This window comes from Bacillus sp. PK5-006 (assembly GCF_054161415.1).
The window spans coordinates 1,369,687-1,385,023 of record NZ_CP096414.1 but is presented as its reverse complement, the minus strand read 5'-3'; the positions used below and the strand labels follow the sequence as shown (position 1 = coordinate 1,385,023).

Here is a 15,337-nt window from a genome sequence, read left to right as displayed (position 1 = left end):
TAGTAATTACACTATGAGCGAGCTAGAGAAAGTAGAACCGATTAATGATTATATGAACCCTTATTATCTTGAGTGATTTTTTGATGAAGCGCTGTGTTTAATCCGTTGGCAAGTACGTTTGCCATATCATCAATGAATGTATCGACTTCCTTAGGCGTGACCATTAAATTTTGCCCCAGGGGCGCAAGCACTTCGTGGATCAGCTGCCTTTTTTCTTCTTCAGGAAGGGTTCCTACGATGCCTAAGAATGACTGACGCGTTTCTTCATCTGGCAAGTCTTCTTCGTTAAGTACTTTTTTCTTCCCGAATGTTAAACCAGCCGGCACAAGAGAGCGGGATGGTCTATCATCTTTTAGTTCTCTACCAAAATGCTTTAAGACATAATCAATTGTGTCACTAGCAATCGTTACTGCATCCACCACTGTCGGAACGCCAATCGCAATCACTGGAATGCCCAATGTTTCTTTGCTTAATTCTTTTCGCTTATTCCCTACACCAGAACCGGGATGGATACCTGTATCGGAAATTTGAATGGTTGTATTCACTCGTTCTACCGCTCGAGCAGCAAGGGCATCGACCGCAATGACAAAATCAGGCTTAGACCGCTCAATCACGCCTTGAATAATGTCACTTGTTTCAATACCGGTCAGTCCCATCACACCAGGTGACAAAGAGGAAACCGGGCGATAGCCTTCCTGAACATTTTCCGGCTGTAATTCAAAGAGATGGCGGGTTACAAGCAGGTTTTCAACTGTGAGAGGACCTAGTGCATCTGGCGTAACATTCCAGTTTCCCAGACCTACTACAAGGCAGCTCGCATCAGCCTGAATGCCTCGGTCTTTTAAAAACTGAGCAAAATGATGGGCAAAGACTTCGACAACTTTTTCTTGCATCTCAGAGTCTTTCTCCCGAATGCCTTGTGCCTCAAACGTCAAGTATGTCCCTGCCTTTTTGCCGGTCAGCTCCTCCCCTTCTTTCGTGATTTCCACAGTACGTATGCGGATGCCTTGCTCTTCTTTTTCCTTTTCGACAATCCCTTGGATCCCGTCCTTTTTGACGACATTCGGATCGTTCTCTTGTTCTAGTATCTCTTTTGTTTCAACAGCGAGGTCTGTCCGGATTTGATAAACGCTTAAATCGAGTTTCTGTTTCTCCATAAAAAGACTCCTTCCACCAAGTAATTAACAGTAGTCTTTCCATCTCTTGAAAGAAACATTCGAGCACGTCATCAATGAAAAATACTTTACATTTATATTGCATTCTAAAGGTGTGTTTGATAGAATACAATTTGTTCTATTGTGAAGATTTAACCTTAAGACAATTGTGTTTAGGTTGTATCTTAGGAGGTGAAACACATGCCAAATATTAAATCAGCGATCAAACGTACAAAAACGAATAACGAACGCCGTGCACATAACGTAACAATCAAGTCTGCGATGCGTACTGCGATTAAACAAGTTGAAGTTTCTGTAGCTAACAACGATGCTGAGCAAGCAAAAGCTGCTCTTGCTTCTGCTGCAAAACGCATTGACAAAGCCGTTAAAACTGGTCTTGTACACAAAAACGCAGCTGCGCGTTACAAATCAAGACTTGCTAAACAAGTAAACGGACTTTCTGCATAATGCTTGCAACGCCTCAGTGATGGGGCACCTGTTTAACTGTACGTCCGTCCTGACCGGCCGAGCCTTAAGGACAGACTGGCAATTATACATCTAAACAAAAACGACCCTCTTTTTAGAAGGTCGTTTTTTTATATTCATGCGCCTAACAAACGAAGCAGGAACAATTCTAACAGCAGCTGCTTGTCCTTTTTACCCGTTTTCATTTCGTAATCAATCGTTGAAAGCTCTTTGACGATCTGCTTGAGCTCTTCTTCAGAAAACAGTCTTGCCTGATCCATCGCAAGTTTGACCCGGAATGGGTGGACTTTTAGATTTGAAGCAATTTGTTTTTGTCCATAGCCTTGCTGAGCGAAGTACTTCGTCTGCAAAATCAATCGAAATTGAGTTGAAATGAGTGCTAATATTTTAATGGGTTCCTCATTTTGCTTCAGCAGGTCATAAAACATCTGCATGGCCTCAGAGCGGCGTCTGTTTACAATTTGATTAATCAGCTCGAAAATATTTTGCTCTAAGCTTCTTGCAACGAGCTGATTGACATCCGCTAACTCAATTTCCTCCCGCTCTCCAATATATGTACTTAGCTTCCGAACCTCTTGGAATAGAGAGGAGAGACTCCCGCCGCATAGCATCACAAGCTGCTCAGCCGCTTCAGATGTAATCGCCTTTCCTTCTGTCTTCACCAGTGTGATGGTGAAATCAGTTGTTTCTTTTGGGTTTAACTCTTTCGCCTCAACGACAGCAGCTTTCTTTTTTAGCAATTTGGTGATTTTTTTACGCTCATCCAGCTTTTCATATGGTGCCAATAACACGAGAATGGTATAGGGCGCTGGCTTTTCTAAATAAGCTTCTAATACAGAAAGCTCATGCTCAATCTTTTCCTTTTTCTTTTCAGCTGTAAGAAAATAAGGATTCTTGATCACGACGAGACGTCTTTCTCCCATAAACGGAAATGTTTCTGCATCCGTTACAGCCTGTTCAAGCGGCACTTCTTCCATATCGAAGACGGAGTAATTAAAATCCTTCGTTTCTTCGTCTACTACAGCTTGTCTCAATTTAGCAGCGGTTTCTTGCAGTAAATATGTTTCTTTCCCATATAAGCAATAAACGGGATGGATATCCCCTCGTTTTAAATTGTTCCATACATCAAAGACCATCAATTGAATCCCTCTCTTTCACTTCCTCCTCTATCCTAAAGTGTGTGAAGACATTAGTAAAGAGGAAGCTGAAAGTGCCGCCTCCTCATTTATAGTAAACGTCCGGCGCAAGCTCCCGGGTCAGCCTGCTGTCAGACGATATTCATAAAATGATCATAAAATGGAAAACGGTTACTTTACCTTCTAGCAATTCCAAATGAGTTCAAGTATACTAAAATTAGCCAGGAGGGATGAAAATGAATGAATTTGAAAAAAATGTTCAAAGCAAGCGGAATGATGTGACCGACTCAGCCGTTGGTTTTATCGTCACATTCGGATTTTTCGCCTCAATGTTTATTTTGGCAACCATTATACACCTCGTTGGATCTTAACTTCATGAAGGTTACATGACTGCCGTTTTGGCAGTTTTTTTATTGAGTTTGTAAGATATCATATGGAGGGTGTGTGTAAAACGTTCCTTCCTCATTGAGAAATTCATATGTCACGCTCCCGTTGATATCTGTACGATACACCTTCATTTGCTGGTCCTTTAATTTCTTCAAAACTTCCTGATGTGGATGCTGATAACGATTGCGTTCACCTGCTGAAATGAGTGCATGTGAGGGCTTGAGATGTTGAAGCCATTCTTCGCTTGTTGACCCTTTACTCCCGTGATGTCCAACCTTTAAGATATCTGCCCGCAGATGAGGAAAGGCTTCTATAATGTCTCGCTCCCCTTCTTGTTCAAGGTCTCCAGTGAGCATAAACCGCTTCCCGCCTAGAGTAAATGTCAAAACGAGTGAATCATTATTCTTACTTGTCACTTGATCACGCGATGGATGAAGAACTTCAAATATTTGCTCTCCAATCTGAAGCTGATCTCCTCTCTCTAATTCATCAATCATGATCCCTTGATCAGCTGCTTCTTTTAACAGCTCCGCATCCTCTGGACTCCGTGCAAAGCCTTTCGGAATAGCCAGCCGCTTTACTTTATTTCGTTTGATTAAACGAGCTGCTTCTCCCATATGATCTTGATCCGCATGTGTAAGAATAAGAACATCAAGTTTTGCTATACCTTTAGAATGCAGAAACGGGATCAGCGTTTGATCACCGATCGAAGACACTTTACGCCTTTTTTTCCACGGTTCTTCTTCAAAAGAAAGTCTGCCTCCTGTATCCACAAGCAGGTGCCCCTTTCGATAGGGCAGCTGAATAAACAAACTATCCCCCTGTCCTACATCCAGCATCGTCACTTCCCCTTTTTCGAAAAAATTCGGGGTGAAATAGTGTGCACTCAAGACACCAATAAGAAAAAGGATCGGCAGTGCATAGGATTTCACAGAAGTTTTGCACTCCATCACAAATAACAGAACAATTAAGGCGCTTACCTCAAGAAGAATATGCCACCAAGCAGACTTCATAAAAATCAAGTTGAATTCATCAAAAACAGCCATATAGGCTGACAATTGATGACTAAGCTGAATCACCGAATCAAGCAGCTGAAACAATGTTTGTCCAAGCGGAAGATAAATGGTAGTGAGAATAAAAAAGAGTAAGGATAGCGGCATAACGACCGTCGTATATAAAGGAACAAATATCATGTTCAAAGGTACGCTCAGTAAAGAGAATTGGTGAAAATGATATAAAAGAACAGGAAGTGAAGCAAGCTGTGCAATAAAGGAAATCAGGAATAATTGCATGACTGAACTTTTTGCTTTTGATAAAATCCTAGTCGATAACAAAATAAAAAACGTGACCGCGAATGAAAGCTGAAATCCGATATCAAATAAATAAAGAGGATGAATTGCTAATAAGAGTAAAAACGTTGCACTTAATACTACAGCAGAAGGCTGTTTCATTTCTTTTGGCAGACTAGTCATCACTAAATAGATTCCTGCCATGAGGCAAGCTCTTAAAACAGATGGTGCAGCACCTGTCAAACAAGCATAAATTGGAAGAAAGCATAATAGAAGAATACGTGCTGTCTCTCTTGTCACGCCCGCACGAAGGAGACACCAAAATAAACATGCAAGAAGCGTTTGTACATGCAATCCTGAGATCGCTAGTAAATGAATAATGCCAAGCATTTGATAATCTCTTAATGTGTCAGGGTCTATCAACTCACGATCGCCAAAAATAAGTGCCTGTACAATGCCAACAGAGTGTTTAGGCACATGATCTTCTAAAAATTTCAACCCCTTTTGCCTTATCACTTGAAGATAATAGGAAGAACTATCTTTTTTTGTACAGTTTTTGATCGACTGTGGCAGAAAAATGGCGTCAATGCCTTTTGATTTTAAAAATTGATCGTATTGAAACCCGTTAGGAATGGTTGCGTGCTTTGCTGGACGAACATCACCTGTCATGTGACAGCTCATACCAGGTTCTACCTCTTTTAATGCCTCTTTTTCACGCTCTGTTTGAATTGTATAAAAAGTGGCTAGTTGTTCATGGTCTGTTGAAACAGTCGCTGAAAAACGATTGCCATCTGTTTTCGGAATACTTTCAATCACAACGGAACCAGATAGGAATTTTTCTAGCACGGGTTGATCCGTTTCAAGAGACTCATGAATCATAAAAATGAGTATATAGACAGCACCGCATAGGCTGACCATTAAAAAGAGCTGAGGCATTTTTTTCAGTAGGCTGATAAGTAATATGATGAGAAGAAAGGGAAGGAAATACATATGAAGATGATATGCAGCCAGAGCAATTCCAACAGCTGCTGAAATTGCCCCAAACGGCAAATATTTAAACATAGGAAGTAAATAATTGATTCGCCTTCTCATGCATATCGCGAATTTCTGTTTCGCTAAGTCCTGATTCACTCAGCTTCCCAATTAAATCTGCAACAAAGGCCAATTTTTCTTGATTTTTTAAGTCGATGATCATTTCATCTAATTCAACTTGCTCTGTTTGAACACCCGCCTGCTCGAATAAATCAATCGCATATGGATGATTTTTATAATCCTTTGCATAGTACACTGTTCGTATGCCCGCTTGAATGATGGCTTTACAGCACTGTAAACAAGGAAAATGTGTGACATATATTTCAGCATCAGCTGTAGGTGCACCAAATTTGGCACATTGTAAAATAGCATTCATTTCCGCATGGATGGTGCGAACACAGTGATGATCAATGACATAGCACCCTACATCCGCACAATGAACATCACCGGCAATGGAGCCATTATACCCCCCTGCAATGATGCGCTTGTCCCTTACGATGGTCGCCCCAACAGCTAACCGCTCACAGGTGCTTCGTAAAGCAAGCAAATGGCTTTGTGCCATAAAATATTGATTCCATGAAATTCTTTCCACGAGCTGATCCCTCCAGAATGATGGTTGATATTAAGTGTACATGCCTTTCTTCTCTACCGTCAATTCTACTTCACGGTCAATTGACTTTTCAGCCGTTCAATCGTCTTTTCCCCAAAACCTGAAATATTCCGCAAGTCTTCAATTTGTTGAAATTCTCCGTGTTCCTCTCTATACGTAATGATAGCTTCGGCTTTAGCTGGTCCTATGCCGTTAATGGTTTGCAATTCGGCTGCATCGGCCTGATTGACATTCACACCCTCACTCTTTTCAACGCCCGTTGATGCGTCAGCTGATGCTGTTTGCGTTTCTCTTTCCGCTTCCCCCTGCTTCCGAACATAAATCATCATACTATCCTCTAATTTAGCTGCTTGGTTAATTTCAATCGAGTCTGCTTTGCTGGTAAAGCCTCCTGCCCTTTGAATCGCTTCCTCTACCCGAGCATCAGATTGAAACGTATAAACACCTGGCTTCCTTACAGCTCCTTTGACCTCTACAAAAATCGTCGATGGCTCTTTTTCTGTCTTTTCTTGTTTGTCTTCTAATGTGACTTGTATGTCTTTATTTTCCTTCAATACACTTGGCTCTCTGCTGCCCTCTCCTTTTCCAGTGAAAAAGAAGAAACTGAAGATGATCACGACTATGAGTCCAGCGGCGATATAAAGACTGTATTTTTTTAATGAAATGAGTCGTTTCACTTACTCACGCTACTTTCAATCATATTTTTCTACTGCTCAACATACTGTTTAGAAGATAACAGATCCTATGCGTCTAAGGAGGGAGAACGTTTGAATATAGGGTTAATCGGTACAGGAAACATGGGTACCATACTTACTGAGGCATTTATTGAATCAAAGGCAGTCAATCCCTCATCGATCACCATTACAAACCGAACCATTGAAAAAGCGTTCAATATAAAAAAGAACCATCCAGAGCTTGAAGTAACGAAACAGCTTTCAGGGGCTGTCACGAATAAAGATTTCATTTTTGTTTGTGTCAAACCACTTGATATTTATCCACTTTTAAAAGAGCTGAGCCCTCTTTTAACGGAGCAGCAAACCATTGTCATCATTACCAGTCCGGTTCATCCTGAACAGCTTCAGGATATCGTTCCTTGTCAAACAGCCAGGTTGATTCCAAGCATTACAAACCGCGCTTTATCAGGCGCATCACTTTTAACTTTTGGTTCATCATGCAATGCCGCGACGAAAACTGCGTTAAGACAGTTAGCTTCGTGCATTTCAACACCTATCGAGATCCATCATTCAATTACTAGAGCGGCTTCCGATATTGTCAGCTGCGGACCTGCTTTTATCAGTTTTCTCGTTCAGAAAATGATTGAAGCAGCCGTAGAAGAAACGGATATTTCTAAAGAAGAAGCCACCACCTTATCAGAGGATATGCTTGTTGGTCTTGGCCGTTTGATTGAAAAAAGAGTCTATACCCTTCCGACACTGCAAGACAAAGTATGTGTGAAAGGCGGCGTCACTGGTGAAGGCATTAAAGCACTTGAAGCAGGTGTGCAAGATATGTTTCACCGTCTCTTTCAAAACACCCATGAAAAATTCGATGAAGATCTAGAAGCAGTTGCGCATCAATATCCGCCAAGTGTGTTCACTGATGATCGCAGAAATTAATCATCTTTGCAACAAGCGAAAAAAGGGTTTTAAAAAACCATCGTTCTATTAAACGATGGTTTTTGGTTTCTTAGCTGAGATGAAATATCTTTCGGCGAATTCACCGGGGGCTTCATTTGTAAAATCAGCAGTCACTTCTATTTGTTCAAAGCCAGCGGACTCAAGGAACGCTGCATATGTTTCAAATGGAAATGTGCGCTGTTCATGTGTCTCATCATAACGCTGATACATGTCTCCGTCTTTTACAAAAAAGCTTAAATCATGTATGACCGAATACATGTCATCCCCTTTATCACTCTGCCAAATATAGCTGATCTCTTCATCTTGATCTGCATAAGTCGAACCTGGGAATACCTCTTCCATTTTATAAGGCGTATGAACATCAAAAAGTAAAACCCCATCTGCCTCTAAAAGCTGAAACATGTTTTTAAAGGTTTTTTTGACGTCATTTTCGTTTTTTAAGTAATTCAAGGAATCACAGCAAATAACGGCTGCCTGGAAGGCTTGCTCAAAGCCCGTAACCTCTCTCATATCTTGATGTAAAAATTGAATCGACTGCTTTTTCGCCTGCGCTTTTTGCTGCGCAAAGGCCAGCATTTCTTCACTGATGTCAATTCCTGTGACCTTGTGTCCCTTTTCAGCTAACCGAAGAGAAATCTCTCCAGTTCCACAGCCTACATCGATGATGGCAGCATTCGGCTTCATATACTGCTGGATCCACTGAACCCATTCATCATAAGGTGCATGTGTCATGAGCTCGTCATACACACCTGCAAACCCTTGATAAATCATGAGTTAATGCCAAGTGAAAGCGTTTCTCTCGGCGCATCTCCCCATAGCTTTTCTAGATTGTAGTATCCTCTTTCTTCTTTGTGGAACACATGGGCAATGACATCACCTAGGTCAATCAATACCCATCTTGCTTCATCAAAGCCTTCCATCTTCTTCACTTCGATTCCGCTTTCCTCTGCAAGATGTTTTACTTCTCTTGCAATGGCTTGCACTTGTTTATCAGAATTCCCGTGACAAATGAGAAAATAATCCGCAACAAGTGAGATTCCTTGCATATTAAGGGCAATAATATCCTCAGCCCGTTTATCATCGCATGCTCCAGCTGCGACGTTTAAAATTGATGATGAATCCATCCAAAATTCCTCCTTAGTTGTTCTTATGCACAAGCGAATTGTAAGTAGCAAGCGTATCTGGAAAGACTGGCTGATTCTTTTTCATTAGAAAACTGATGGTGTTTTTTAATGATTGGATCAGTGCACGATCTAGATCATTTTCTGCTAATTCCCTTACTTCTTCGACACCAGGGAAATGACGTCCTGGTTCAATATAATCTGCGACATAAATGACTTTTTCAAGTAAGGTCATGTCTGGTCTGCCGGAAGTATGAAATTCAATAGCTGTTAACACATCTTGATCGTCAATTCCAGCTTCTTTTTTGACCAAATAGGCACCAACCGGGGCGTGCCAAAGCTCGGGCGAATATTCAAGCAATAAAGGGTTCATCTGTTCTTTTTGGATAATCCCCTTCATTTCTTCTTTTGGCCTAAATTTCGCATAATCATGAAAAATAGCGGCGATCTCTGCTTTTTTCACATCTGCACCGAACCGTTCCGCTAATGAAATGGCTGTCTCCATGACTCCGAGTGTATGTGTATATCTATGCTCTGTTAACTGCTCTTTGACACAGTTCAATGCTTCTTCACGATTCATATAAATGATGCTCCTTTATATAACGCTCAACAGCTTTCGGAATCAAATAATCGACAGGGTTCCCCTGCTCTATTCGCTGCCTAATCAATGTCGATGATACATCAAAAGCTGGAACATCTGCAAATAAAAGAGGATATGCCGTACTTCCAACGTAACCCGGCCTTTTCATCCCAATAAAGGTGATCATTTGAAGCAAATCATCGATCCGATGCCATTTTGGCAAATACTCGACCATGTCCGCTCCTATCATAAAAAAGAACTGATCTTCTGGATGACGCTTCTTTAACAGATCGACTGTATCTACCGTATAAGACGGACCCTCCCGCTCCATTTCAATAAGCTCGAGCCGAAAATATGGATTTGCTTGAATCGCCGCCTCCACCATTTTTATGCGGTGATGACTATCTGCTCGTTTCCGTCCTGTTTTATGAGGAGGCATATGGTTTGGGATAAACCAAATTTCATCAAGCCCCACTTGAATCCGCACCTCACTTGCCATCAGCAAATGCCCATTATGCGGAGGATCAAACGTACCGCCGAACAACCCTATTTTTTTCATATCGCATCCACCTTTACGGCAGCTTAATTTGTTTATTTTCCTTAGATTCTTTGTAAAGGACAATCACATTTCCGATCGTTTGAACGAGCTCAGCCTTTGCACCTTTTACAAGTGCTTTCGCAACTTCTGTTTTGTCCTCGTCACAATTTTGCAATACGCTGACCTTTAATAGTTCTCTTGCTTCAAGCGCCTCGGAAATTTGCTTGACCATATTGTCATTTACCCCGCCTTTTCCAACTTGAAAAATAGGTGATAAATGATGTGCCTGTGCACGTAAAAAACGTTTTTGCTTACCTTTTAACATGGTGTTCCTCCTAATTTCTCTATGACAATTGACTTCATTTTTCCGGCGTCAGGTGTAATGCCTGTCCACAGTTCAAAGGCTCTTACTGCTTGTCCGACAAACATGCCAACCCCATCCACTGTTTTCAAGCCTAAACCTGCTGCTTCCCTAAGCAGTTTTGTTTCTATTGGATTATACACAATATCACAAACGACCGCTGTTTTTTTTGCGTTCACTAAAGAAATCGGGGTTTCTTCAACATTCGGATACATGCCGATCGAGGTCGTATGGATGATGACATCATATTCCCCAAGCCGCTCTTCTGCTGCATTTAATGTGATTGCTTGAGATGTGATTTTTCCCTCTGCACTTTCAATTAAAGCTTCAGCTTTTTCAATGGTGCGGTTCGTAATATCAAAGCTCTTCGGTGCATACTGAGCAATTGTCGTATAAATCGCTCTTGCCGCTCCGCCAGCACCAATCAAGAGAAATGACAGCTCTGATAACGGCTGATCCAAGGCTTCAAGCAATGAATGAAGAAAACCTTCTCCATCTGTATTGTACCCAACGAGCTGATCCCCTTCGCGCCGCACCGTATTGACGGCACCGAGCCGTTCAGCTGTCACATCAATTTTGTCAAGGTACTTCATGATTTCTACCTTGTGAGGAACAGTGACGTTTATGCCGCTTATTCCTAACGCCTTCATGCCGCTAATCGCATCTTTCAGGTCATCATTTTCTACTTGAAAGCCATGATAATGTCCATCAATTCCAGCGTCCTTTAGTGCTGCATTATGAATATCCGGAGACATTGAGTGGCCAACAGGGTTACCGATTACTCCGTATAAAGGTTTCAAGGTCTCTCCCCCTTTGAACATTTAAATTAACGAACGTCTCATAAACACATGAACGCCTTTTGGCGCATAAACTTTGATTTGCTTGCCCGCATCATTTGCAGTAACCCAGCCTAAACCTGAAAAGACGATGTCCATTTTTGGCTGATCAATGGTAAAGGTATGCGGAACGAGCGGCGGGAAATCTTCCATTCCCTCTTTTGATGGCGGTGACAGCAGTTCCCCTGCATGTTTTTCATATAAATCATCTGCGTTCTCGAGCTTTGTCCGGTGAATGTTCAGCTCATTTGGCATATAGCAGACAAATGATGTTCTGCCGCCTTTTACATAATCAAATCGAGCCAGTCCGCCAAAATAAAGCGTTTGTGCTTCATTTAATTGGAACGTTCTCGGTTTCAATTCTTTTTTCGGCGTTAAAATCTTCAGGTCATTTTTGCTGACATAGTGCGCCATTTGATGGCGGTTGATGATGCCCGGCGTATCGAATAAAGCGGACCCGTCATCAAGCGGGATTTCAATCGCATCAAGTGTAGTACCTGGATATTGGGATGTAGTAATGACGTTCTCTTCGCCAGATACTTCTTTGATGATTCGATTGATAAATGTTGATTTTCCAACATTCGTACAGCCGACGACATAGACATTTCTTCCCTCGCGGTAATGATCGATCGCTTCCATCACCTCAGGCACACCCTGGCCTCTGCTTGCACTGATCAAGAAAACATCGATAGGGTTTAATCCGTTTTCCTTTGCTTCCCGTTTCATCCAATGAATTAGACGATCTTTTTTCACGGATTTCGGTAAAATATCCACTTTGTTGCCGACAAGTAAAATCGGATTACCGCCGACGATACGGCTCAGCCCGTTGATCCAGCTTCCGTTAAAGTCAAAAATATCAACGACCTTCACAATGAGAGAATCTGTCTCTCCAATGCTGTGCAATATATTTAAAAAGTCGTCTTCTGTTAAAGAAACATCTTGAATCTCATTGTAGTTCTTTAACCTAAAACAGCGCTGACAGATCACATCTTCTTTCAATAGAGATGCTGCCGGCGCATATCCTAATTGATCTTTATCTTCCGTCTGAATGGCTACACCGCAGCCAATACAAACAACCTTTTCCATTATTACTCTTCCTCCCACTGAATGTGGCCCTTACGCTTTAAGGCTCCTAAAATTCTGCGTTCAATCTGCCTGTTAAACTTTGTGAAAAATCCGTCCGAGGCAGCAACAGGAACGACCAAAATCGTATGGAAGCCATGACGATTCCCGCCAAGAACATCTGTCATGAGCTGATCCCCAATGACAACCACATCTTCTTTTTTCAACTGCATATCAGCGACTGCCTTATTAAAGGCTCTTCCCATAGGCTTTCGCGCTTTATAAATAAACGGGATATGAACCGGTTCAGAAAAAAGCTTGACCCTTTTTTCATTATTGTTTGATACAATCGTCACTTGTATCCCGTGATCTTTCATTTCTTGAAACCATTCAATTAAGCGCGGTGTCGCACTTGGACGGTCCCATTCTACTAGTGTGTTATCTAGATCGGTAATAATTCCTTTTACATTTCGTTCTTTTAATTTTTGCGGTGAAATGTGGAAAATACTTTTCACAAATTCATCCGGTAAGAAATACTTCTTTAGCACAATTTGCACCCTTTCTTCCATTTGTTTTCAGCGATTGTGTCGAATCAAATCACAATTTGTCTGTCTATCGAATACAATGAAAAAGTTTTCGACATATGATGAGGACCTTCAACAGGTGTGGATAATTTTACACACATTATCCACCTATATTCCATCATGCTTTCATTCAATTATAAACACTCTACCCACAAGTTATCCACTTAACCATGTGGATAACAGAACGATTGTTCTTGTTTCCCATTCATGGTAGATTAAAGGTACTTCAAAGACAGTCGATCAACCTATGATGATATGTCTTTTCCTCAAATTTTATGCCAACTTTTTCAGGGGAGGTGTTTTTCCCATCATATGGGTTTCTAGTATGAAAAAGCTGTCAGATGATTTACTTATAGAATCGTATTATAAAGCAAATGAAATGAACTTAAATCGCGACTTCATTGAATTAATTGAGACAGAAATGAAAAGACGTTCGCTCGGGCATATGCTCTCTGTTTCCTCTTAATTCCATATCACAGGAACCATGCCTCCCGAGCACTCTCCTTTTTTAAACTCAGGTGACTGATATTATATCACTTGCGCTATAGGCTTACTACTATTTTCCGTAAAAAACACCCCTTCTGATGAAAGAAGAGGTGTCTTAATTGCAAGGCTGTTCATTCCAAAACCATAACCCTCCGCCTACGACTAAAATGACCACAAGGAACACAACAAGAAAAGCGTAACCGATTCCTGCTCCTTGTGCTGGATAAGGCGAACACGCAGGGTAAGGATAAGGACATCCCCACATATCAGTTACCTCCTTCTAGGAAGATATACTGTTAGACTATGCTGGATGGATGGTCTTGTTTAGGCAGATGGCCATCATTTAAAAATGTTTGATGACATCACGCTCTTTGATTTCGTTATAAATAATTCTCGCCCCTTTTGGTGTCATATGATTGCCAGAAGGGTCGATCAAGCCTGACTGAATCAGGGCATGATCACTATCTTCTCCAGCTTCTCGGATGAAAGCTTTCCAGTTGTCGACAAGCGGTACCTGCTCATCCTTCGCTACTTCTCTTGTGATGTCATTATAAGAGTTTTGCCAAGCTCTTGCCCCGCCTCTCCCGGCAAAATAAGATGACTTATACCTGGAGTAATAATACAAGCCCTTTTTCCCGCCTTCTACAACAGGCACACAGGTCATGAGAATCGGGGTAATGCCTTCTTTTCTACTTTCAGAAATGAAGTAGGTTAAATTTTCTTTAAACCGTTTTTTCGTCACTCGGGGATGTTTCCCGTCTAAAATCGCCGCATCATTCGTACCGAACATGATGAGGACGTAAGTTGGTTTCTGTTTTAAAATATCCTGCTCAAAGCGCAGTTTCGCGTCTTCAGTCGTCTGCCCGCCAATGCCTGCATTCTTCACTTGAATTTGGCCGCGCTCGACGTTTTTCATGAGATTCACCCATTTTTCAGATGTTGGATAATCTCGAAAGTCCCAGTTTGATCCTCTTGTATTGCTGTCACCAAATGCAATGACGCTTTCTTGTACTGGCTTAGAGCACCCAGCAGCAACACATAATAGGATGAAAAGGAAAACATATTTCTTCACAACATTCACCTCCAAAAGCCCTCTTCATATAGTAAACGACAAGACTTTTGGTTTCAATGAATGAATGTTTTTGACGAATGCTGCCTATTGAATCTGAACAGGCATATATGCTTTGTCGTGGTGCAGCAGTTCACTTACTTTTACAAATTCATAGCCCCTCTTCTTCAACTCAGGAATCACTTGTTTCAATGCTTCTACCGTTTGCTTGCGATTTCCCCCGCCATCATGTAAAAGGATAATATCGCCGCCTTGAATATGATCAATAATTCGGCTTGCAATTTTAAATGCGCCTGGTCTTGACCAGTCCTTCGGATCTTGCGTAAAGGACCACATGACCACATCGTACCCTTGCTTTGACAGAATGCGGAATGATTTCATTGTTAAGCGTCCACCAGGAGGGCGAAATAATAAGGGACCACCAGGCTGGAGTGAAGCGATATGAGCCGCTGATTCTTTTAATTCCCGCTTGATCTCCTTTGACGACAAAAGGTCAAAATACGTATGATTCATCGTATGATTGCCGAGTTCATTCCCTTCGTCCACAATCCGTTCTGCGATCATTGGATAAGCATGGATTCTGCTCCCTATCACAAAAAAGCTTGCATTCACTTGATGCTCCTTCAGCACATCTAATATTTGATTTGTATACACTGGATGAGGTCCATCATCAAAGGTGATCGCAATCTTTTTCCGTTCCGCTCTCATGTCCCAAAAGGCACGTCCCGTTTTTTCAAGATCGACTCGTTTTAATGTATGTGCCTCTACTTCATTAGGAACAAAAGCACCTAGCAGCCATATACACATCAAGATATGCAGCCCTCTCATTCGACCGCCTCCTCCACCGAACATCATTACCGATAAATTGCCCGCTTTCGCATCAATTCATGCAAGCTTCATGGTGATATCTGCTTCTTTTTCAAATAAAAAAAGCCGGCCATATTGGCCCGCTCTTTGTTTCACGTTTGG

General features: G+C 41.6%; 20 protein-coding genes. 4 read left to right on the top strand and 16 right to left on the bottom strand.

The annotated features are described in order from the left end of the window. Positions 1-41 precede the first annotated feature (41 nt). A complete protein-coding gene (gpr, locus tag M1D84_RS07130; protein WP_326483973.1) occupies positions 42-1,157 on the bottom strand; it encodes a GPR endopeptidase in 1,116 nt (371 codons plus the stop codon). A gap of 198 nt (positions 1,158-1,355) precedes the next feature. Here gpr and rpsT point away from each other — a divergent pair, with 198 nt between their 5' ends. Next, entirely contained in the window at positions 1,356-1,622 is a 267-nt protein-coding gene (gene rpsT, locus M1D84_RS07125; RefSeq protein ID WP_024423042.1) for a 30S ribosomal protein S20, read from the top strand. Positions 1,623-1,756: 134 nt separating this feature from the next. Here the strand turns inward: rpsT and holA are convergent, their stop codons facing one another. Continuing rightward, complete coding sequence (holA, locus tag M1D84_RS07120; RefSeq protein ID WP_024423043.1) at positions 1,757-2,776, bottom strand: DNA polymerase III subunit delta; 1,020 nt, start codon at positions 2,774-2,776, stop codon at positions 1,757-1,759. A gap of 236 nt (positions 2,777-3,012) precedes the next feature. On the opposite strand from holA, the gene M1D84_RS07115 reads away from it, so the two are divergent. Then, entirely contained in the window at positions 3,013-3,147 is a 135-nt protein-coding gene (locus M1D84_RS07115; protein WP_012010638.1) for a YqzM family protein, read from the top strand. A 39-nt stretch (positions 3,148-3,186) separates the two neighbouring features. Here M1D84_RS07115 and M1D84_RS07110 read toward each other — a convergent pair whose 3' ends face one another. The 3 genes from M1D84_RS07110 to M1D84_RS07100 form a co-directional block, all read right to left on the bottom strand. Continuing rightward, positions 3,187-5,514, bottom strand: coding sequence for a DNA internalization-related competence protein ComEC/Rec2 (locus M1D84_RS07110; RefSeq protein ID WP_332284717.1), 2,328 nt, complete (start codon positions 5,512-5,514; stop codon positions 3,187-3,189). After that, a complete protein-coding gene (locus M1D84_RS07105; RefSeq protein WP_024423045.1) occupies positions 5,507-6,076 on the bottom strand; it encodes a ComE operon protein 2 in 570 nt (189 codons plus the stop codon). Before M1D84_RS07105 ends, M1D84_RS07110 begins: the two co-directional genes overlap by 8 nt. Before the next feature lie 65 nt (positions 6,077-6,141). Next, positions 6,142-6,771: a helix-hairpin-helix domain-containing protein gene (locus M1D84_RS07100; RefSeq protein ID WP_025092941.1), complete on the bottom strand. Its 630-nt coding sequence runs from the start codon at positions 6,769-6,771 to the stop codon at positions 6,142-6,144. 90 nt (positions 6,772-6,861) lie between these two features. On the opposite strand from M1D84_RS07100, the gene comER reads away from it, so the two are divergent. Beyond that, positions 6,862-7,710 carry a late competence protein ComER gene (gene comER, locus M1D84_RS07095; RefSeq protein WP_024423047.1) on the top strand — a complete coding sequence of 283 codons (849 nt, stop codon included), beginning with the start codon at positions 6,862-6,864 and terminating at the stop codon, positions 7,708-7,710. A gap of 48 nt (positions 7,711-7,758) precedes the next feature. Here the strand turns inward: comER and M1D84_RS07090 are convergent, their stop codons facing one another. From M1D84_RS07090 to M1D84_RS07055, 8 genes are read right to left on the bottom strand one after another with little or no spacing between them, the layout of a single operon-like run. Beyond that, positions 7,759-8,502: a class I SAM-dependent DNA methyltransferase gene (locus M1D84_RS07090; RefSeq protein WP_234107234.1), complete on the bottom strand. Its 744-nt coding sequence runs from the start codon at positions 8,500-8,502 to the stop codon at positions 7,759-7,761. Further along, positions 8,499-8,855 (bottom strand): ribosome silencing factor, encoded by a 357-nt coding sequence (rsfS, locus tag M1D84_RS07085; RefSeq protein WP_003217467.1) that lies wholly within the window; start codon positions 8,853-8,855, stop codon positions 8,499-8,501. The genes M1D84_RS07090 and rsfS overlap by 4 nt, the downstream gene beginning before the upstream one ends. 13 nt (positions 8,856-8,868) lie before the next feature. Continuing rightward, on the bottom strand, positions 8,869-9,432 hold the full coding sequence (gene yqeK, locus M1D84_RS07080) for a bis(5'-nucleosyl)-tetraphosphatase (symmetrical) YqeK (protein ID WP_087975784.1): 564 nt from the start codon (positions 9,430-9,432) through the stop codon (positions 8,869-8,871). Further along, the gene (locus M1D84_RS07075; RefSeq protein WP_213404634.1) at positions 9,422-9,991 is read right to left on the bottom strand and encodes a nicotinate-nucleotide adenylyltransferase; all 570 of its coding nucleotides are present in this window, start codon (positions 9,989-9,991) and stop codon (positions 9,422-9,424) included. The genes yqeK and M1D84_RS07075 overlap by 11 nt, the downstream gene beginning before the upstream one ends. 13 nt (positions 9,992-10,004) lie before the next feature. Beyond that, a complete protein-coding gene (gene yhbY / locus M1D84_RS07070; RefSeq protein WP_008342507.1) occupies positions 10,005-10,295 on the bottom strand; it encodes a ribosome assembly RNA-binding protein YhbY in 291 nt (96 codons plus the stop codon). Beyond that, positions 10,289-11,131 carry a shikimate dehydrogenase gene (gene aroE / locus M1D84_RS07065; protein WP_206534439.1) on the bottom strand — a complete coding sequence of 281 codons (843 nt, stop codon included), beginning with the start codon at positions 11,129-11,131 and terminating at the stop codon, positions 10,289-10,291. Before aroE ends, yhbY begins: the two co-directional genes overlap by 7 nt. A 21-nt stretch (positions 11,132-11,152) precedes the next feature. After that, positions 11,153-12,253 carry a ribosome biogenesis GTPase YqeH gene (yqeH, locus tag M1D84_RS07060; protein WP_034661381.1) on the bottom strand — a complete coding sequence of 367 codons (1,101 nt, stop codon included), beginning with the start codon at positions 12,251-12,253 and terminating at the stop codon, positions 11,153-11,155. A 2-nt stretch (positions 12,254-12,255) separates the two neighbouring features. Then, positions 12,256-12,777 (bottom strand): YqeG family HAD IIIA-type phosphatase, encoded by a 522-nt coding sequence (locus M1D84_RS07055; RefSeq protein ID WP_008356191.1) that lies wholly within the window; start codon positions 12,775-12,777, stop codon positions 12,256-12,258. 361 nt (positions 12,778-13,138) lie between these two features. Between M1D84_RS07055 and M1D84_RS07050 the strand changes: the two genes are divergently transcribed. Beyond that, positions 13,139-13,279 carry a sporulation histidine kinase inhibitor Sda gene (locus tag M1D84_RS07050; RefSeq protein WP_003217327.1) on the top strand — a complete coding sequence of 47 codons (141 nt, stop codon included), beginning with the start codon at positions 13,139-13,141 and terminating at the stop codon, positions 13,277-13,279. A 135-nt stretch (positions 13,280-13,414) separates the two neighbouring features. Here M1D84_RS07050 and M1D84_RS07045 read toward each other — a convergent pair whose 3' ends face one another. The 3 genes from M1D84_RS07045 to M1D84_RS07035 all read right to left on the bottom strand — a co-directional run bounded on the left by M1D84_RS07045 (position 13,415) and on the right by M1D84_RS07035 (position 15,196). Further along, complete coding sequence (locus M1D84_RS07045) at positions 13,415-13,564, bottom strand: hypothetical protein (RefSeq protein WP_162842499.1); 150 nt, start codon at positions 13,562-13,564, stop codon at positions 13,415-13,417. Between the two features lie 78 nt (positions 13,565-13,642). After that, positions 13,643-14,371 carry an SGNH/GDSL hydrolase family protein gene (locus M1D84_RS07040; RefSeq protein ID WP_024423053.1) on the bottom strand — a complete coding sequence of 243 codons (729 nt, stop codon included), beginning with the start codon at positions 14,369-14,371 and terminating at the stop codon, positions 13,643-13,645. A gap of 84 nt (positions 14,372-14,455) precedes the next feature. Beyond that, positions 14,456-15,196, bottom strand: a complete 741-nt coding sequence (locus tag M1D84_RS07035) for a polysaccharide deacetylase family protein (protein WP_024423054.1) — start codon at positions 15,194-15,196, stop codon at positions 14,456-14,458. Positions 15,197-15,337: the final 141 nt, after the last annotated feature.